Genomic DNA, 15,997 nt, shown 5'->3' on the forward strand with positions numbered 1-15,997 from the left:
CGATGGCAACCAAAGGACCAATCTACGATCCGACCCGGGACCCAGTTGTTGACCCGATGATCGACCCGCGTACCGGCGAGTACGCGGTCATCGCACCGGGCCACAACTTCAAGTCGGTCACGCAGAAGATCGCGGACATCGTACTGACCTCGAACACGCCGCTGGGCTGGTTCTTCGGCCTCGTGGTGGCTGGTGGTATCGCGACCGGCGTTGTGATCGGCATTACCTGGCTCTTCCTGAAGGGCGTCGGCATCTGGGGCGTCACCATTCCAGGCGCCTGGGGCTTCGCCATCATCAACTTCGTCTGGTGGATCGGTATCGGGCACGCCGGTACGTTGATCTCGGCGATTCTGCTGCTCTTCAAGCAGACCTGGCGCAACTCGATCAACCGGTTCGCCGAGGCGATGACCATCTTCGCCGTCTGCTGCGCGGGTATCTTCCCGCTCATCCACGTTGGTCGTCCATGGCTGGCGTACTGGCTGTTCCCTTATCCCAACACGATGAATGTCTGGCCGCAGTTCCGTTCGCCGCTGGCCTGGGACGTCTTCGCGGTTTCGACCTACGCGACCATCTCCATCGTCTTCTGGTACGTCGGCATGATCCCTGACTTTGGTACCCTTCGGGATCGCGCGACTATGCCCTTTGCCAAGTACATGTACGGCATGTTGTCGCTGGGCTGGCGCGGTTCGACCCGCCACTGGATTCGCTATGAGTCGGCATCGCTGCTGCTTGCGGGCCTTTCAACGCCGCTCGTGCTCTCGGTGCACACGGTCATCAGCTTCGACTTCGCGGTCGCGGCCTTGGCTGGCTGGCACACGACGATCTTCCCACCCTACTTCGTCGCCGGCGCCATCTACTCCGGCTTCGCCATGGTCATCACGCTGGCGATTCCGATCCGCAAGTTCTACCACCTAGAAGATCTGGTGACGCTGCGCCATCTCGACAATATGGCGAAGGTCATGCTGGGGACGGGCGGCATCGTTGCCTACGGCTACGCCATGGAAGTCTTCATGTCGTGGTACTCGGCCAGCCACTGGGAGTTCTTCATGATGTGGAACCGTATGTTCGGGCCGATGGGCTGGGCATACTGGATCCTGATCCTGACCAACATCGCCATTCCCCTGACGACCCTGTGGTCGCGCAAGCTGCGGGTGAATGTGACGTATCTGTTCATCCTGTCCTTTGTCGTCAACATCGGCATGTGGTTCGAGCGCTTCGTCATCGTTGTGACCAGCCTCTACCGCGAATATCTCCCGTCCAGCTGGGGAACCTACAAAGCGACCTTCTGGGACTACATCATCTTCATCGGAACCTGGGGAATGTTCACCTTCCTCTTCCTTGGATTCGTACGCTTCCTGCCGATGATTCCGATGTCCGAGATCCGGATGATGCTTCCGCAGACCAAGGTGCGCCGCGGCGGGGCCGATGCTGAGACCGTAGTGGAGGAGTCACTCTAATGCCACCCAGAGAAGGAATTTACGGCTTGCTCGCCGAGTTCAACACCCCGAGTGAACTGGTGCATGCGACGGAGCAGGCTCGCAAGGCGGGCTATCGCCGGATGGAGTGCTACACGCCCTATCCCGTCGAAGAAGCAGCGGTCGCGCTGCACTTCCACAAGACCCGTGTTCCCCTGGTCTGCCTGCTTGGCGGCATCATGGGCGTTACCACAGCGTTTCTGATGGAGACATGGATCGCGGTCTGGGCCTATCCGCTCAATATCGCAGGCCGCCCGCTCTTCTCGTGGCCGGCGTTCATCATTCCAGCCTACGAGTGGACGATCCTGTTCTCTGGTCTGTCAGCCGCGTTTGGCATGGTAATGCTGAACGGCATGCCGCAGCTCTATCATCCTGTCTTCAACGCCCCGAACTTCCGGAATGGCGCCACGACAGACAAGTTCTTCTTATGCCTTGAGGCTGCGGACCCGAAGTTCTCGATCACCGAGACCCGGACCTTCCTTGAGCAGTTCCCCGCGATCTCCGTGGTGGAGGTGGACCATTAATACCCGAATCACAAGCTTTCCCCGCCTAGCTCCCCGGTTTGCCATGGCTGCCGCGACGTCGCTCCTGTTGATCTCCGGGCTCGGCTGCCGCCAGGACATGCACGACGAACCGAAGTTCTTCCCTCAGCGGGGCACTGACTTTTACGCCGACGGCCGCTCTGTGCGTCCGCAGGTGGCCAACACGGTAGCTCGCAACCAGCTCCACGCCGACACCTACTTCTACACCGGCTTCATCAATGGCAAGGAGGGCGACGGTATGCCCTTTCCCGTCACGATGAAGGTGCTCGAGCGCGGACAGGAGCGTTACAACGTCTATTGCACTCCCTGCCATTCGCGCGTTGGCAACGGCATGGGCATGATCGTCGATCGCGGCTACGCCCATGCAGGTGACTACCACACCGCGCGCCTTGAAACCGCGCCGCTGGGCCACTTCTTCAACGTCATGACCAACGGCTACGGTGCGATGCCGGACTATTCGGCGCAGATCACACCAATCGATCGCTGGGCCATCGTGGCTTACATCAAGGCGCTCCAGTTGAGCCAGAAGGCGACCCAGGCAGACGTGCCCGCAGGGGCTCAGGTCCAGCCGCTATCGAGCATTGCGGAGAAAGAGGGCCTACCCGCGAATTTTGCCGACCAATGGACTCTGCCGCCGACGGCAGTTCGCGGTACGCCGGACGACCAGCCCTACGTTCTTCCCGCGACACCGCCCAATGCAGCATCGGGTTCAGGAGCGCCTGTGGCGTCCCATACTCCAAAATCACCGGCTGCCGCGCCTGCCGGAAAAACCGCAGCAAAGCAGTAACCTCGGAAGCTTCCGAACGAAGGCTTGAAACGCATGTCATTTGGACACGAACATAACGGAGAAGCCGGCGGGCACGACGCCCTCGCTCATCATCACGGCCCGCGTCCGCTTCCTGAATCGTTTGTCACACCGGAGATTGTCACCGTGTGGCGGACCCGTCTGCTGATCGTCGCTGTGGTCGCAACGCTGGTCTCCGTGCTCTTTGCCTTCACGCACGAAGGCCGCAACCACCTGCTGCGCGCGTACCTGATGGGCTTCATGACCTGCTTCGGCTTCGCCGGCGGCGGCCTGGTTGTGCTGATGCTGCAGCATGTGACCGGTGGCAAGTGGGGACTTTTGCTGCGCCGTCCGCTCGAGGCCATGAGCCGAACGCTCTGGCTGGTCGCGCTGATGTTCGTGCCTATCGCTATCTTCATGAAGCACCTGTACCAGTGGGCGGCGTATCCCAATCCTGCTGCCGTGGCGAACGCCCTGGCGAACCACTGGGTCACGCTCGAACAGGCGATGACCATCAATGACAAGCACGCCATGCTGAACCCGGTGAGCGTGATTGTCCAGACCATCATCATCTTTGGCGTCCTTCTGCTGCTCACCTACTTCATCAATAAATGGTCGCTGCAGTGCGATGCCGATCCTATGCGCGGCACTCAGGCCAGCTACGATCGCTGGCGGACCAAGTTTGAAAACCTCTGCGGCATCGGCATCTTCATCTACGTTGTCCTGCTGACCTGTGGTTCCATCGACTGGATCAAGTCGCTGGACGTCACCTGGTACTCCTCGATCTACGGCCTGCAATTCCTCGTCGGCCAGGGGTATGCGGTTCTCGCGCTGGGCGTGCTGACCGTGATTCTGCTCTCGAAGTTCCAGCCGATGAAGACCCTGCTGCGGATGACCGAACAGCACGATCTGGGCAAGCTCATGCTCGCCTTCGTCATGCTGAACATCTATCTCTGCTTCGCCGAGTTCCTCATCATCTGGTCCGGCAACATCCCGGACGAGATTCCCTGGTACCTGCATCGCATCAACGGCGGCTGGTGGACCATCTGCACGCTCGACTTTGTTGCCCACTGGCTGATTCCGTTCTGCCTGCTGCTGTCGCGTGACCTGAAGCGCAACAAGCGGAAGATGATCTGGCTCGCCTCCTGGATGATCTTTGCCCGTTGCGTCGACATGTTCTGGCTGATTGAACCAAACTTCAAGGATGCCGCCGGTAATCTGCACATCGTTGGAAACATTGGAATTCTGGCTTACATTACGGTGCCGATCGCGGTCCTGGCAGTCTGGGGAGCCTATTACCTGACTGAGCTGAAAGCCCGTCCCATCATGAACCTGAACGATCCGCATCTGGAAGAGCTGTTGGAGCCCGAACATGCCCACTAACGAACACGATCTGAAGCAACACGGCGAACCGGACCAGAAGGGGCGCAGCACCGAGTCCCCCGGCTATGAGACGACCGACGTCAACGTCAATGGCGTTGTGGTCTTCTTGGCCGGCCTTGGCGGCTTCCTCGTCGTCTTCTTTGTCTTCTGTTTTGTCATGGGCAAAGTCATCAACAGCGCCATCCAGAAGGCGGATGGTCCCACGACCAAGTGGAACCACACGTCGGACTTCGCCGGTGCGGCCTTGAATGGCGGCAAGCGGGAGGACCTGGCCAGCGACCCTGAGATGGAGCAGAAGCAGCTCCAGCAGTTGACGGCGACCTTTCCGTCTCCTCGCCTCGATATTGACGATGGGGAGCAATCCACCGCCGACCTTCACGCACGCGAGGATTTGTTGCTCGACTATTACAGCACGGTTCCCGGAGAGGGCAGCAACATTCGGATTCCCATCACTCGCGCCATGGAGTTGATCGCCCAACGGGGGCTTCCGGTCAATACGCAGACGGCAGCTACAACCACCCTGATGGCGGGGGATGACAAGCCGGAGATCCAGGCGCCTCTGACCACCGGGTTCGCCCGTACGGGTTACGAACTTGACACCATTGAAGCTCGCGCCGAAAAGATGAGCTATGGCAAGGCCGAAAGCGAAGCCAAGGCCGAGCACGCCCACTAACCAAGATCGAAGATCGAACGATAACCGAACCGGGAATACCATAGAAGAAGACGGCATGATGAACAGGCGGACAATACGAGGCGGTTGGCAGGCGGCGGTTCTTGGCTGCGTCCTGCTGCTCTGTGCGCCTCTGTTCAGTCAGGTCTCTGGCTACGGCGATAAGCAGGAGGGTCAGAACGTCGGCGATGAGTTGCCGCAGGTGCTCCAGAAGGTCGGCATCGCCCAGCATCTGAACCAGCCGCTTCCGCTCGACGCGCAGTTCGTCGACGATACGGGCAAGACCGTCCGGCTCGGCGATTACTTCGGCAAGAAGCCCGCGATTCTTTCGCTCGTCTACTACAACTGCCCGATGCTCTGCTCGGAAGAGCTCGACGGACTGACCAGCGCGCTGATGATGGTGCATCTGACGCCCGGCAAAGACTTCAACGTTGTGGTCATCAGCATCGATCCCAGCGAAACGCCACAGATCGCAGCGAAAAAGAAGGCCCTCTACGTCAAGCGCTATGGACGCCCGGGCACAGCAGATGGATGGCACTTCCTCACCGGCGAGCGGCCTGCAATTGACGAAGTAAGCAAGGCTGTCGGCTTCGGCTACGTTCGCGTTCCCGGGCCGGATGGAAAGCTCACCCAGTTTGCCCATGCCAGCTCCATCCAGATCGTCACGACCGACGGCAAGCTCGCCCAATACTATCTTGGCGTCGAGTATTCGCCCAAGGACATCCTCCTGGGGCTGGTCGAGGCCTCCGGCAACAAAATTGGTTCGCCTGTCGCGAACATCCTGACCTACTGCTATCACTACGACCCGGAACGCAACAAGCATTCGCTTATCGTCGCCCGCGTGGTGCAATTGGGCGGCATGGTCACGGTGGCATGGCTGGGTGGTTTCATGTTCTTGATGTTCCGCAGAGATTTGCGGCTTTCGCGCGACCACGACCTGACTAAGAAAGAGAATGGATAAAGGGTAACGATGCATATCAGTCCAGTCCTGTGGCAATTTCTGGTGAAGTGGCTCAACGCTTCCGCGCTCTTCCCGCGCGAGGCATCGACCATCGCGCCCTACGCCGACGCGCTCTACTTCTTCCTGCTGCTGATTACAGTGGTCGGCCTTACCTTGGTCGGTACGCTCATCTTTGGCTTTGCCATCCGCTACCGCAAGGAAAAGCATCCCGTGGCCATCCAGGTTGAGGGCTCGACTTTGCTCGAAGCGACGTGGACCATCATTCCGCTCGCGCTGTTTCTCATCTGCTTCGTTTGGGGAGCGCTGCTCTACTTCCGTATCTACAATCCACCAACCAACTCCATGAATATCTATGTTGTCGGCAAGCAATGGATGTGGAAAGCGGAACACGAGGGCGGTCAGCACGAGATCAATGCGCTGCACGTTCCCGTAGGCAAGCCCGTCCAGTTGACGATGATTTCGCAGGACGTATTCCACAGCTTCTCCGTTCCCGACTTCCGCATCAAGCGCGAAGTCATCCCGGGCCGCTACTCGACGGTATGGTTTCAGGCGACCACTCCCGGCAGCTATCACATCTTCTGCACGCAGTACTGCGGCACCAACCACTCCCAGATGATCGGCGAAGTCACCGCGATGACTCCCGATGACTATCAGAAGTGGCTGCAAGCATCTACCAGCGGCATGTCCCTTGCGCAGAATGGCGAACGGCTCTTTGCCAGCATGGGCTGCAATGCCTGCCACACCGGCGCCGCCGCCGCGCGCGGGCCGAATCTCGCAGGGGTCTATGGATCGAAGCTCCAACTCACCAACGGTTCCGAGGTGTTGGTCAACGACGCCTACCTGCGCGATGCCATCCTCAATCCGTCGGAGCACGTCACTGCCGGATACGCGCCGATCATGCCCACCTATCAGGGCCAGGTCAGCGAGGACGGCCTGATCGATCTCGTCGAATACATCAAGGGACTACAAAGTAACTACAGAATCCAGCAAACCCTGGTCACGACGGAGTCTGACCAGGCGGCGCCGACAACGCCAGCAGGGGTGAAACCATGAGCGCAACCAGTTCGACAATTGTTAACCTGCCCGATCAGAAGACGGCAACTCTACCGAAGCGGAACTACCTTAATAATGAGGATGGTTTGCTGAGCTGGTTGTTCACCGGCGACCATAAGCGTATCGCGATTCTTTATCTGATCTCGATCACGTTCTTCTTCTTCATCGGCGGAGCATTCGCCGGCCTCATCCGCCTGGAACTTCTGACGCCACAGCCCGATCTTGTCGCCTCCGACACCTATAACAAGTTCTTCTCGATGCATGGCATCATCATGGTCTTCCTTTTCCTGGTACCTTCCGTGCCGGCGACCCTGGGGAACTTCCTGATGCCCATCATGATCGGAGCCAAGGATCTCGCCTTTCCCAAGGTCAACCTGTTGAGCTGGTATCTCTACTGGGTCGGCGGCCTCTTCACCTTGGCGGCACTTGTCCTTGGCGGCGTCGACACCGGCTGGACTTTCACCACCCCGCTCTCGACTCACTATCTGAACACGCACGTCGTCACTGCGGCGGTCGGCATCTTCATCATCGGGTTCTCGTCGATCTTTACCGGGCTTAATTTCATCGTCACCATCCACCGTATGCGCGCTCCGGGCATGACGTGGTTCCGCTTGCCGCTCTTCGTCTGGTCGAACTATGCCGCCTCGCTGCTCATGGTGCTCGGCACGCCGGTTCTCGCCATTACGCTGGTTCTCGTTGCCCTCGAGCGTACCATCGGCATCGGCGTCTTTGATCCCACCAAGGGTGGCGATCCGTTGCTCTTCCAGCATCTCTTCTGGTTCTACTCGCACCCTGCCGTCTACATCATGATTCTTCCCGGCATGGGGGTTATTTCTGAGGTCATCAGCACCTTCAGCAGAAAACGTGTGTTCGGATACACCGCGGTCGCCTTCTCATCCGTGGCTATCGCGCTCTTCGGCTTCTTCGTCTGGGCGCACCACATGTTCATCATGGGTGTCTCCAACTACTCCGCGCTGGTCTTCTCACTTTTGACCATGCTGGTGGCCGTCCCTTCCGCCATCAAGATCTTCAACTGGGCCTTCACCTTGCAGAAGGGGTCGATCACCTTTGAGACGCCGATGCTCTACGCCTTCGGCTTCATGGGGCTGTTTACCATCGGCGGTATGACCGGCGTCTTCCTCGGCGCGCTGGGCATGGACATCCATCTCACCGAGACCTACTTCATCGTGGCGCACTTCCACTTCGTCATGGTCGGCGGAATGCTCATGGCCTTCCTCTCCGGCATCCACTTCTGGTGGCCGAAGATGACCGGCCGCATGTATCCCGAGTCGCTCTCGAAGCTCGCCGCGGTTACTACCTTTATCGGCTTCAACCTTACCTTCCTTCCGCAGTTCATCCTTGGATACCTCGGGATGCCGCGTCGCTATCATGCTTATCCGCCGGAGTTCCAGGTGCTCAATGTCCTGTCGACCGCGGGTGCTACCGTACTCGGCGTCGGCTATATGCTCCCTCTGCTGTATCTCGGATGGTCGCTGAAGTACGGTGCGATCGCCGGCAATAACCCCTGGCAGGCGACTGGCCTCGAATGGCAGATTCAATCCCCGCCGCTGACCGAAAACTTTATCGAGGTTCCTGTCGTCGATCATGAGGCCTATGATTACGAGTGGCTCGCCCACAAGACGGAACAAGAGGTGACTACCGTTGGATAATGTGATCGTAGCTACGCGTCCCCACACCCACGAGACGGCCCAGCCGGAGGAGCACGCCCACGTCGCTCTGCCCCAGCACCGCCATCACTTCGAGACGCAGGAGCAACAGCGCGAAGCAGCAACCTTCGGCATGTGGCTCTTCCTGCTGACCGAAATCATGTTCTTCGGCGGCCTCTTCTTCTCCTATCTGCTCTACCGCAACTGGTACTACGATGCGTTCGTCGCCGCGTCGAATCAGTTGAGCGTCCCGCTCGGAGGCACCAACACCGCGGTCCTCATCACCTCGGGTTTCTGTATGGCGATTGCCGTATGGGCGGCCGAGGTCAAAAAGAAGGGCCTGCTCGTTGTCACATTGATTCTCACCATGCTCTTCGGGTGCATCTTCATCGGCATCAAGTACGACGAGTACCACGAGAAGTGGGAGAAGCACCACATACCCGGTGAGCACTTCGACGTCGCCGAATTCGTCAATCCCCACGCTTACGGCCTCAAGGAAGCACCCCTCGCTCCGGACGCCGCAAAGAAGACGCAGATCTTCTTTTCGCTCTACTTTGCCATGACCGGCCTGCACGCGCTGCACATGATCATCGGCCTTGGCATACTTGTCTGGCTCACGCTTCGAGCCCATCGAGGTGACTTCACGGCGGGGTATGTGGCTCCCATAGAAAATTTTGCCTTATATTGGCACTTCGTCGACATAGTATGGCTGTTCCTGTTCCCCTTGCTCTATCTCATTAACCGACACCCCGTTTAAACGGAAGCCCCGCAGCCATCTTCGCTGACTGGCAAACGACTGGCAGGAGATAAGAATGACCGAGTTTCATGACGCATCCAATGTAACCAATCCGGAACACGCCGATCACCATATCGTTTCGCCGTTGACGTACACCATCGTGTTCGTCACGCTGCTGATCTTCACCGGCCTCACCGTGCTGGCGGCATATATCGATCTCGGCATCTTCAACCCTGTCGTCGCGCTGGCCATCGCAACCATCAAGGCGGTCATCGTCATTCTGTTCTTCATGCACGTCAAATACCAGTCGAAGCTCATCAAGATGACGGTTGCAGCTGGATTCTTCACCTTTTTTGCGCTCATCACCATGACCATGAGCGACTACATCAGCCGTGCCTGGGGCCTCTGGTAACCAAAACTGCTTTCATGAAAGTGCGGCCTCCGGGCCGCATTTTTTATTCCCATGAATTTGTTCCGCAGGCTCCGGCTACACTTCACCTATGGCATTCAGTCGCTCCACTCTTGCCGCAGAGCTTCACGCTCTGGCAGCAGATCCTCGCGTGACCGTAAGGCACGAGGGCATCCCCGACCCAAAGGGAAAGTGCGTCGTCTACTGGATGCAGCGCGCACAACGCGGCATCGACAATCACGCCGTAGATATCGCGGCGCAAGCAGCAAACCTGCTTGGACTGCCGCTGGTGGTCTACTTCGCCGCCATCGCCAACTTCCCTCATGCCAACCTGCGTCACTATACGTTCCTCAATCAGGGCCTGCCCGATATTGAAGCAGACCTCGCCTCGCGCAACATCGCCTTCGTCCTGCGCTGCGCGCCGCACGAATCCCACGAGCAATTCCTCGCTGATGTTAACGCCGCTCTACTTATCGGAGATGAGAACCCAATGCGCGAGCCTGAGCGTTGGCGCAAACACCTCGCCGCTCGTATCAGCATTCCTTTCTGGACCGTCGACAGCGATGTCATCGTTCCATCAAAGCTCATCGAAAAGGCGCAGTACGGCGCCTACACGCTTCGCCCCCGTCTCAATCGGCTGCTGCCTGACTTCCTTCACCCCTACGAAAACACACACGCGCAACATACGTGGAAGCGCCCGCGAAACTTTCACTCCGACTCCGTTCATGACGACATTACGCTGGGTTGGAAACATCTCGATCGCACCGTCCTCCCTGTCGATGCCTGGCAGGGGGGTACCCACGCCGCGCTCAAACGCCTCAAACTCTTCACTACCCGTATGCTCGATAACTACGAAGCCCAGCGTAACCATCCGGAGACGGATGGCACCTCCTGCCTTTCGCCTTATCTCCACTTCGGCCACATCGGTCCACTCACCATCGCGCTGGCCGTCAATGACGAGGTAAAAAAGCGTCCGAATCTGAAATCGGCCCGCGACAGCTACTTCAACGAGCTGATCACCTGGCGCGAACTGGCAGTCAACTTCGTCCGCTACACGCTTGACTACGATTCCCCCGACTGCGCCGAGCCTTGGGCAAAGACTACCATCGCCGAACACGCCCGCGACGAACGCGAGTACCTTTACGATCTCGCCCAGCTCGAAGGCGCACAAACTCACGACGATCTCTGGAACGCGGCGCAGCTCCAGATGCTTCATTACGGATGGATGCACAACCACATGCGCATGTACTGGGCAAAGAAGATCCTGGAGTGGACTCCCGACATCCCCACCGCCATGAAGCATGCGATTTATCTCAACGACAAATATTTCCTCGATGGCCGCGACCCCAACGGCTACGCTGGCGTGGCCTGGGCCATCCTTGGCAAATTCGACCGCGCCTGGAATGAACGCCCCATCTTCGGCAAGATCCGCTACATGTCCGGCGCATCCACCGGGAGAAAGTTCAACTCAAAGAGGTACATCGCGCAGAACTACAACTATCAGGAGATTGCCCCCGCGTTTCGCTTGCGATAAATTTGCGTGCATCAGCACATTCAAAGAGGTGGGAGCCACGCAGAGCAGCACATGAGATCCCTCTTATCCCGTTGCGGAATCATTAGAGAATCTTCATCCCATCCAGCGTTGACTTACGCTGTGACAGCTTGCAGCATCGGAAGCAGCGACCTTCATCTTCCCGAAGCAATGCCATGGGTCTAAGCGCAAATTCTCATTCCGCGTACCGGCGCAGCCCGCTCCCCGCCCGCGCGCTGCTGTTTCTTGTGCTCGGTACCGCTATTCTTCCAGCCGCGCCGACAGTCGCGCAGTTCATGCCGTCACCCGCAAAGCCTTCCGCATACGCACTCCGCGCCAGAAGTTTTCTTAAGGGCCGCACGCTCTCGCCGCCCATCGCAGGCGCGCAGTCGATAATGGCTGCCCGTGAACAGCACATCGCGCTGATCACCGGAAGCTCGTTGTTGCCGCGCATCAGAGACCTCAATGCGGTATGGCAGCCTCTGGGTCCGAACCAGGTTGCAAGCCTGGCCTACGGAAACGTCACCGGGCGCGTCACCGCCATCGCGATCGATCCGGCGGACACGTCCGGCAACACCGTGTACCTCGGAACTACCGGAGGGGGCATTTGGAAGTCGACCAATGCGGCGGGGCCATCCGCCAGCGTCAGCTTCACGCCACTTACGGATACTCTCCCTGTCTTCAGCGCCAACGCCGGGACTGCGGTGATCCCCTCGCTCAGCATCGGCGCAATCAGTGTGCAATCCGGGGTCGTCCTCGCCGGAACTGGCGACCCCAACGATGCCACCGACTCCTTCTACGGCAGCGGCATCCTCCGCTCCATCGATGGCGGTCTCACCTGGACGATCGTCCAGCAATCGCAGGACGGCGCAGCCGGCGATCACTCCTTCACCGGCCTCGGCTTCGCTGGTTTTGCGTGGAGCAGCACCTCACCAGACACTGTGGTCGCAGCCGTATCTCAAGCCGCCGAAGGTAATGTCGTCAACGCAGTCGACACGACCTACAGCATCATGGGACTCTACTATTCGACCGATGCCGGAGCGACCTGGCAGATGGCCACCATCATGGACAGCGGCCAGTTCGTGCAGCGTCCGCTGCCCGGAGATTCGGGCGGCAACAACGCCGCGACGTCAGTGGTGTGGAACCCCATCCGCCAGCGGTTTTACGCTGCGATTCGCTACCACGGCTACTATGAGTCGCCCGACGGCGCTACCTGGACTCGTCTGGCCAATCAACCCGGCGCCAGCCTCAGCCTTACCGCCTGCCCAAGCAACGCCGGTGGCGTCGGCAGCACGTCTTGTCCCATCTTCCGTGGCGCGCTCGCAGTGCAGCCGGTTACAGGGGATACCTTCGCCCTCACCGTGGACGGCAGCAATGTCGATCAAGGCCTGTGGCAAGATGTGTGCGGCCTTACTGGCACAAGCTGCACCAGCAACACCGTCACCTTTGCGAAGCAACTTCCGTCCGCACCACTCGAAACAGGCAACGGAAATGCAGTCATCCCGCAAGCGGATTACAACCTCGCCTTAGCAGCCATGCCCTCCGGAGCAGATACCCTCCTCTTCGCCGGAACCGTTGATCTCTACCGCTGCTCGCTCACCGGCGGATGCAGCTTGCGCAACACTACCAATGCCATCAACGGATGCGCTGCTCCCGCCATGGTCGCGCCCGCGCAGCACGCCATCGCCACGGTCGCCAACTCCACTGTTCTCTATCTCGGCAACGACGGCGGCCTCTGGCGCTCCACCGATGGGGTCAATCAGCAGGCCACGCCGTGCTCCTCTGACGACGCTACCCACTTCCAGAACCTCAACGGCGGCCTGGGCTCGCTCGCCGAAGTCACCAGCTTCGCGCAACACCCCAGCGATCCGGCCACACTGCTCGTCGGTCTTGGCGCAAACGGGACCGCCGCCACTTCAACAGCCTCCACGTCCCTGCAATCCCCGCCCTGGGCCCAACTCGCCACTGGCGAAGGCGGTACCGTCGCCATCGACCAGACCAACCCTGAACTCTGGTATCTCTCCAACGGCGCCGGTGTCAGCATCCATCAATGCACCAGTGGCGCCAGTTGTACCCCTGCGGACTTCACCGGAATCCCAACCATCGGCCCCACTCAGACTGCACAGGACGCCTCGCTCATCGACGCTCCGTGGCTACTCGACCCCGCCCTTCCGTCCAACATCCTCATTGGGACTTGCCGCGTCTGGCGCGGCCCCGCCGACAGCGGAGCGGCGTGGTCTTCCGCGAATACCATCAGCAAACTCCTCAGCGGCTCGCAAAACTCCGCATGCAACGCTTCTAATCCAGTCCTCCGCTCGCTGGCTGCTGCGGGTCCGGTCAGCAGCGGTACAGCCGCGCAGAATGCAGGCTCCAAAGTCCTCTACGCAGGCATGGCGGGAAAACTCGATGGCGGCGGCACCTCCGGCGGCCATCTCTTCTCCACCAGCAGCGCCGACATGGCCGACGGCGCCACCGCATGGACCGACCTCACCTCATCCCCTGTGACCAACGACCTCACGCCATTCAATCCCGGCGGCTTCGACATCTCTTCCCTGGCCGCCGACTCCCACGACCCCACCGGCAAAACCCTCTATGCCACCGTCATGGGCTTCGCAGGCAATGGCAGCAATGCTCCGCACCTCTACCGTTCCATCGACGGAGGCGCGAGCTGGAGCAACATTAGCAACAATCTCCCCAACGCCCCCGCCAACAGCGTTATCGTCGATCCGAACGACGCCAATACCGTCTATGTCGCACTCGACACCGGTGTCTACGTCACCACGCAGGTTGCCGCCTGCGCCAGCCCCCTCAACAACTGCTGGAGCATCTATGGCACCAGCCTGCCTAACTCGCCAGTCATCCAGCTTGCCGCCGCCCCGGCCATGCCTACGGGCGATGGCCGCATCGGCGAACTCCGCGCCGCCACCTATGGGCGAGGCCTTTGGCAGATCCCTCTGCTCACCGCCCTCAACCCAGCCGAGCCAGCCATCGCTCTCAGTCCCGCATCCCTCACCTTCAGCGATCAGGCAGTAGCCACCGCCAGCTCGCCGCAAACCATCACGGTGACCAACTCCGGCAGCGCCCCACTCGTCATCACCGAGATCTCGACGACCGGCGACTTCGCCACCGACGACACCAACGACACCTGCGCTGCCGCTCCCATCGCCGCCGGCCAGACATGCACCGTTCAGGTCCGCTTCCTGCCCACTGCCACCGGAAGCCGCAGCGGCTTCCTCATCGTCTACGGCAATGTTCCCGGCGGACAAGCCACGGCAACCCTCGGCGGAACTGGCACGCCACCCGCAACGGTCGTCCTTAACCCCATTGACATTACTTTTCCCCCGACCAACATCAACGCCACCAGCCTCGCGCAAAACATCACCATCTCCAACACCGGCGGAACCACGACAACGCTGCAAACCCCCACCGTCAGCGGAGCCGGTTTTGTAATCTCCGCCAACACCTGCACCTCTACCCTCAAAGCCGACACCGGCTGCACCGTCGCCATCACCTTCACCCCGACCGCCTCCGGAGCGTACACCGGAAGCTTCAGCATCACCGACGGTGTGGGCACCCAGACCGCCTCGCTCTCCGGTATGGGGACTACTCCTGCCACCGACGCCCTCTCTTCCAACACCCTCACGTTCGCCACCCAGCAACTCACGACGGTAAGCGCTCCGCAACAAATCACTCTCACCAACTCCGGCGATGTAGCCCTCACGCTCATCTCCGCGCAGATACCCGGCAGCGACTTCACCGTCGCCAACGCCTGCGGAAACTCGCTCAATCCGCACTCCACCTGCGCCATCGACGTGGCCTTCCAACCGCAGAGCATCGGCCCTGTCACCGCTCAGCTCACCATTGCAGACCAGTACCGTACTCAGACCGTAGCTCTCAGCGGCACCGGCGTTGCACCTCCCGGCGTCTCGCTCTCGCCGCTCTATAATCTTGCTTTTCCAAGCACTGGCGTCGGCCAAACCTCTGCACCGCAGACGGTCACTCTCACCAACAATGGCGGCCTCCCTCTAGCTCTTTCAAGTACCGCCCTCAGCGGCGACTTCAGCATCCTTCCCGGCAGTGATACCTGCGGCACCACGCTCCCCGTGGCTAATGCCTGCACCCTCCAGCTGGTCTTCGCTCCCACCGCAGGCGGCGCGCGTACTGGCACCCTCACCATCACCGACAGCGCTCCCCGTTCCCCTCAGGTCCTCCAGCTCACCGGCAACGCTGTGGACTTTGCCCTTACTCCCGACGGCGATACCACCGTCACCATCGCCAGCGGGCAGAATGCTGTGTTCCCCCTCCTCTTCACCTCCGCGACTGCACAGCCCACCACCTTTACGTGTGCCGGGACACCGCTCAACGCCACCTGCAACATCACGCCTTCCGTCGTCTCCGTCTCCGGCGCTACTACCGTCTCCGTCACTTTGCTTACAGGCACGCTTACGGCCTCGTTGGTTCCACCCGGCCAAAATATGGCTTTGTGGCTGGCGGCGCTTCTGCCCCTCGGCCTCCTCACGCTGCGCCGGGGCTGCCTTTCCCGGCTCGCATGCGCGCTTCTGCTCTGCGCACTGATCTTCTTTCCCACGGGCTGCGGAACAGGTCGTCAGCTGCCGTCCTCCGGCTCTACGGGCACATCGCCTGGTCAGACTCCTGTGACTCCCGCCGGGACTTATCCCATCGTGGTCTCAGCCACCAGCAATGGCCTTACCCACACCATCAGCCTCACCCTCATCGTTCGATGAATTCAAATTGAGATTTCAATCCACATCGCGCGGAAACTTCT

General features: G+C 60.0%; 12 protein-coding genes. All 12 read left to right on the forward strand.

Annotation, left to right across the window (positions count from 1 at the left end; genetic code table 11):
- Positions 1 to 2 precede the first annotated feature (2 nt).
- The 12 genes from nrfD to P4G45_RS00555 all read left to right on the forward strand — a co-directional run bounded on the left by nrfD (position 3) and on the right by P4G45_RS00555 (position 15,956).
- On the forward strand, positions 3 to 1,457 hold the full coding sequence (nrfD, locus tag P4G45_RS00500; protein ID WP_348267739.1) for an NrfD/PsrC family molybdoenzyme membrane anchor subunit: 1,455 nt from the start codon (positions 3 to 5) through the stop codon (positions 1,455 to 1,457).
- Positions 1,457 to 1,999: a DUF3341 domain-containing protein gene (locus tag P4G45_RS00505; protein WP_348267740.1), complete on the forward strand. Its 543-nt coding sequence runs from the start codon at positions 1,457 to 1,459 to the stop codon at positions 1,997 to 1,999. Before nrfD ends, P4G45_RS00505 begins: the two co-directional genes overlap by 1 nt.
- A 43-nt stretch (positions 2,000 to 2,042) precedes the next feature.
- Positions 2,043 to 2,804, forward strand: coding sequence for a cytochrome c (locus P4G45_RS00510; protein ID WP_348267741.1), 762 nt, complete (start codon positions 2,043 to 2,045; stop codon positions 2,802 to 2,804).
- A 33-nt stretch (positions 2,805 to 2,837) separates the two neighbouring features.
- Positions 2,838 to 4,184: a hypothetical protein gene (locus P4G45_RS00515; RefSeq protein WP_348267742.1), complete on the forward strand. Its 1,347-nt coding sequence runs from the start codon at positions 2,838 to 2,840 to the stop codon at positions 4,182 to 4,184.
- Complete coding sequence (locus P4G45_RS00520) at positions 4,174 to 4,857, forward strand: hypothetical protein (RefSeq protein ID WP_348267743.1); 684 nt, start codon at positions 4,174 to 4,176, stop codon at positions 4,855 to 4,857. Before P4G45_RS00515 ends, P4G45_RS00520 begins: the two co-directional genes overlap by 11 nt.
- 55 nt (positions 4,858 to 4,912) lie before the next feature.
- Entirely contained in the window at positions 4,913 to 5,815 is a 903-nt protein-coding gene (locus P4G45_RS00525) for an SCO family protein (protein WP_348267744.1), read from the forward strand.
- A gap of 9 nt (positions 5,816 to 5,824) precedes the next feature.
- Entirely contained in the window at positions 5,825 to 6,868 is a 1,044-nt protein-coding gene (coxB, locus tag P4G45_RS00530; RefSeq protein WP_348267745.1) for a cytochrome c oxidase subunit II, read from the forward strand.
- Complete coding sequence (locus P4G45_RS00535) at positions 6,865 to 8,538, forward strand: cbb3-type cytochrome c oxidase subunit I (RefSeq protein WP_348267746.1); 1,674 nt, start codon at positions 6,865 to 6,867, stop codon at positions 8,536 to 8,538. The genes coxB and P4G45_RS00535 overlap by 4 nt, the downstream gene beginning before the upstream one ends.
- A 1-nt stretch (position 8,539) precedes the next feature.
- Positions 8,540 to 9,292, forward strand: coding sequence for a cytochrome c oxidase subunit 3 family protein (locus P4G45_RS00540; protein WP_373694171.1), 753 nt, complete (start codon positions 8,540 to 8,542; stop codon positions 9,290 to 9,292).
- Positions 9,293 to 9,347: 55 nt separating this feature from the next.
- Positions 9,348 to 9,683 carry a cytochrome C oxidase subunit IV family protein gene (locus tag P4G45_RS00545; RefSeq protein ID WP_348267748.1) on the forward strand — a complete coding sequence of 112 codons (336 nt, stop codon included), beginning with the start codon at positions 9,348 to 9,350 and terminating at the stop codon, positions 9,681 to 9,683.
- 88 nt (positions 9,684 to 9,771) lie between these two features.
- Positions 9,772 to 11,214 carry a deoxyribodipyrimidine photo-lyase gene (locus tag P4G45_RS00550; RefSeq protein ID WP_348267749.1) on the forward strand — a complete coding sequence of 481 codons (1,443 nt, stop codon included), beginning with the start codon at positions 9,772 to 9,774 and terminating at the stop codon, positions 11,212 to 11,214.
- Between the two features lie 173 nt (positions 11,215 to 11,387).
- Positions 11,388 to 15,956, forward strand: a complete 4,569-nt coding sequence (locus tag P4G45_RS00555; RefSeq protein WP_348267750.1) for a choice-of-anchor D domain-containing protein — start codon at positions 11,388 to 11,390, stop codon at positions 15,954 to 15,956.
- Positions 15,957 to 15,997: the final 41 nt, after the last annotated feature.

The sequence above is a fragment of the Edaphobacter paludis genome, assembly GCF_039993895.1.
Lineage (GTDB): Bacteria > Acidobacteriota > Terriglobia > Terriglobales > Acidobacteriaceae > Edaphobacter > Edaphobacter paludis.

Bases quoted from the DNA above. Each gene is read 5' to 3' on its own strand.
- P4G45_RS00525 (WP_348267744.1), top strand. From the start codon at position 4,913: ATGATGAACAGGCGGACAATACGAGGCGGTTGGCAGGCGGCGGTTCTT.
- P4G45_RS00550 (WP_348267749.1), top strand. From the start codon at position 9,772: ATGGCATTCAGTCGCTCCACTCTTGCCGCAGAGCTTCACGCTCTGGCA.
- P4G45_RS00515 (WP_348267742.1), top strand. From the start codon at position 2,838: ATGTCATTTGGACACGAACATAACGGAGAAGCCGGCGGGCACGACGCC.
- P4G45_RS00510 (WP_348267741.1), top strand. From the start codon at position 2,043: ATGGCTGCCGCGACGTCGCTCCTGTTGATCTCCGGGCTCGGCTGCCGC.
- P4G45_RS00555 (WP_348267750.1), top strand. From the start codon at position 11,388: ATGGGTCTAAGCGCAAATTCTCATTCCGCGTACCGGCGCAGCCCGCTC.
- P4G45_RS00505 (WP_348267740.1), top strand. From the start codon at position 1,457: ATGCCACCCAGAGAAGGAATTTACGGCTTGCTCGCCGAGTTCAACACC.
- P4G45_RS00535 (WP_348267746.1), top strand. From the start codon at position 6,865: ATGAGCGCAACCAGTTCGACAATTGTTAACCTGCCCGATCAGAAGACG.
- P4G45_RS00520 (WP_348267743.1), top strand. From the start codon at position 4,174: ATGCCCACTAACGAACACGATCTGAAGCAACACGGCGAACCGGACCAG.
- P4G45_RS00545 (WP_348267748.1), top strand. From the start codon at position 9,348: ATGACCGAGTTTCATGACGCATCCAATGTAACCAATCCGGAACACGCC.
- nrfD (WP_348267739.1), top strand. From the start codon at position 3: ATGGCAACCAAAGGACCAATCTACGATCCGACCCGGGACCCAGTTGTT.
- coxB (WP_348267745.1), top strand. From the start codon at position 5,825: ATGCATATCAGTCCAGTCCTGTGGCAATTTCTGGTGAAGTGGCTCAAC.